General features: G+C 43.4%; 1 protein-coding gene. It reads left to right on the top strand.

What is annotated here, in order from left to right; genetic code table 11:
• The first annotated feature begins 350 nt into the window (after positions 1–350).
• On the top strand, positions 351–2,999 hold the full coding sequence (leuS, locus tag LC574_RS32055; RefSeq protein WP_229457642.1) for a leucine--tRNA ligase: 2,649 nt from the start codon (positions 351–353) through the stop codon (positions 2,997–2,999).
• Positions 3,000–3,436: the final 437 nt, after the last annotated feature.

The following is a 3,436-nucleotide window of genomic DNA, read 5'->3' as shown; positions in this document are numbered from 1 at the left end:
TAGATGAGATGAATTCACCCACTGATGAGCAAGCAGCACTGATTAAGGTAACAATGGAGGGAAAGGCTATGAGCTACCCTGACAGATACGACCAAGAAAGCTTGCTTAACTTGCACAAGGCTAAGATACACCTTGAAATGGCGATCGGGCTGCTAACACAGTAAATCAGTTTAGAACCATAACACATCTAGTCCCCAGCATCCTAAGCTTAGGGACTTTTTTATGTCCCATATACCTCAACTTGTTGAACTTTAGGGATATAAGATAGATAGAAATAGGGGGTAGAAAGAAATAGTAAATTGATTTTGTAAATTAAATTAGAAAATTAGTATAAGTAAAGTGTAACAGGCATGAAACCATTGGAAATACGTGATTCTGTTGATTCTCGATATAACCCAACAGCGATTGAGGAAAAATGGCAAAAAACATGGGTAGAACTTGGCTTAGATAAAACACCGACAGCTAGCAACAAGCCAAAATTCTACGCTTTATCCATGTTCCCTTATCCATCGGGCAGCCTACACATGGGTCACGTCCGTAATTATACCATTACGGACGTGATTGCCCGCCTCAAGCGAATGCAAGGGTATCGGGTAATACACCCAATGGGTTGGGATGCCTTTGGCTTGCCAGCAGAAAACGCCGCTATTGACCGTGGTGTACCGCCAGCAAAGTGGACTTATCAGAATATGGCCCAGATGCGGCAACAATTGCAGCGTCTTGGTTTATCCATTGATTGGGAATGTGAACTTGCTACCTGTTCACCAGATTATTACAAGTGGACTCAATGGATTTTCTTGCAATTTTTGCAAGCGGGGTTAGCTTACCAAAAAGAAGCAGCAGTAAACTGGGACCCCATTGACCAAACTGTATTGGCAAATGAGCAAGTCGATAACGAAGGACGTTCTTGGCGCAGTGGCGCAATAGTTGAGCGCAAATTCTTGCGGCAGTGGTTTTTCAAGATTACCGATTATGCCGAAGAATTACTCAATGACTTGGATAAGTTAACAGGTTGGCCGGAACGCGTTAAATTGATGCAGGCAAACTGGATTGGCAAATCCACAGGCGCTTACTTGGAATTTCCTATCATTGGGATAGATGAAAAAATCGGCGTATATACAACACGTCCAGATACCGTTTATGGTGTCAGCTACCTAGTGTTAGCACCAGAACATCCCTTGACAAAGCGTGTCACCACAAAAGAACAACAAGCGGCAGTAGAAGCCTTTATTAAAGAGGTTTCCAATCAAAGTGAGTTGGAACGTACTGCTGAAGACAAACCGAAGCGGGGTATCTCCACAGGTGGCGTGGCAATTAACCCATTTACAGGGGAAGAAGTGCCGATTTGGATTGCTGACTATGTACTGTATGAGTATGGTACTGGGGCAGTGATGGGTGTACCAGCCCACGATGTCCGAGATTTTAAGTTTGCTAAAAATTACGATTTGCCAGTTGATTTTGTTATCGCTTCCCCAGATGATGTTGCAGGTTTTGACTTAACTCCAACATCAGAAATTGATGAAGTCACACAACTCATCCAAATTGAATATAACCAGGCATACACTGAACCAGGAATTTTAATTAATTCTGGGGCTTTTACTGGTATGGCTTCCACAGATGCTAAACAAGCAATAATTGAATATGCCGAACAACAAGGTTTTGGCAAAGTGCGAGTGCAATATCGCTTGCGGGATTGGTTAATTTCGCGGCAGCGTTACTGGGGCGCACCAATACCTGTAATTCACTGTCCCAACTGTGGGATAGTGCCAGTGCCTGACAAAGATTTACCAGTCCAGTTGCCGGAAGAGGTAGAATTTACTGGACGTGGCGGTTCACCTTTGGCTCAGTTGGAAAGCTGGGTAAATGTGCCTTGTCCAACTTGTGGCACTCCAGCGAAGCGGGAAACTGACACGATGGATACTTTTATTGATTCCTCGTGGTATTTCTTGCGCTTCCCTGACGCTAAAAATGAACAACAGGTTTTTGATTCCAGTAAAATTAACGACTGGATGCCAGTTGATCAGTACGTGGGTGGGATTGAACACGCGATTTTACATTTGTTGTATTCGCGGTTCTTTACTAAGGTATTGCGGGACAGAGGGTTACTGAACTTTGACGAACCCTTCCAACGCTTGTTAACTCAAGGTATGGTACAGGGTTTAACTTACACAAATCCCAATAAGGATGGTAAAGATAAGTGGGTTCCCTTTAATCTTGTAGATCCAGCTGATCCACGAGATGCTAAGACAGGTGAATCACTGCAACTCGTTTATGCCACTATGTCTAAATCAAAGGGCAACGGTGTAGCGCCAGAAGATGTAATTGCCAAATACGGTGTAGACACAGCGCGAATGTTCATCTTGTTCAAAGCGCCGCCAGAAAAAGACCTGGAATGGGATGAAGCCGATGTGGAAGGACAATTCCGCTTTTTAAATCGGGTTTGGCGCTTGGTGACAGATTATGTTGCGGCTGGGGTATCACGTAAGCAAGCCCAACTCGCTGATTTAACTAAGGCAGAAAAAGAATTGCGACGGGCGATTCACACGGCTATTCAAGCGGTGACAGAAGACGTGGAAGACGAATATCAATTCAACACAGCTATCTCAGAATTGATGAAGTTGAGTAACGCCCTAACTGATGCCGACGGGAAAAATTCACCAATTTACGCAGAAGGTATTCGGATTTTGGTGGTGTTACTAGCACCCTTTGCACCACACATTGCTGATGAATTATGGCATTTATTGGGTGAAAGTGATTCAGTTCACACTCAAACTTGGCCATCATTTGACCCAGATGCTTTGGTAGCTGATGAAATCACTTTAGTGATTCAAATTATGGGCAAAACTCGCGGCGCGATTCAAGTACCAGCACAAGCAGATAAAGCAGCGTTGGAGAAATACGCCCGTGAATCAGAAATTGCCCAACGTTACATCGAAGGTAAGGAGATTAAAAAGGTAATTGTGGTGCCTGGAAAGTTGGTGAATTTTGTAGTCAGCTAAGTACAGCTTTGCCTAAAATCGTGGCGAATTGAGGGTTGAAATTTCAACGCAAAGTGGCGCAGAGTAAAGCGCAGAGGCACGCAGAGAACTCGCTATGAATTAATTAAATGTTGTACTTAGCAATCAAAAAAATTGTAAATGTAGTCTGACAAAACATCAGAGGATTTACATCCGTGACACTCAAAGAGTTAGAACAACAACTTCTTGCCCTCGGCTAACATACTTGCCGCTTGTTAGAAGTGGGGGATTTAAACCCACAGAATTGGTTAAAAAGGTTTTTATGGAACGCAGAAATGCTAAAGTCATCAAGTATATAGGATTCCTATTTGATTTTTGAATAAACACCGTACACCTCGAAAAGCCTGATTCCCTACTCCCTACTCCCTATTCCCTACTCCCCGCCTACGCAAATAATTTCAAAAATCAAAGCGGATTAC

This window comes from Nostoc sp. CHAB 5715 (assembly GCF_020829685.1).
Taxonomy (GTDB): Bacteria; Cyanobacteriota; Cyanobacteriia; order Cyanobacteriales; family Nostocaceae; genus Nostoc.
Note: the sequence above shows the minus strand (reverse complement) of the source record. Positions and strands in the feature narration are given on the sequence as shown.

What these genes read in the sequence shown, in the direction of transcription:
- leuS (WP_229457642.1), top strand. Translation starts at nt 351, where the DNA reads ATGAAACCATTGGAAATACGTGATTCTGTTGATTCTCGATATAACCCA.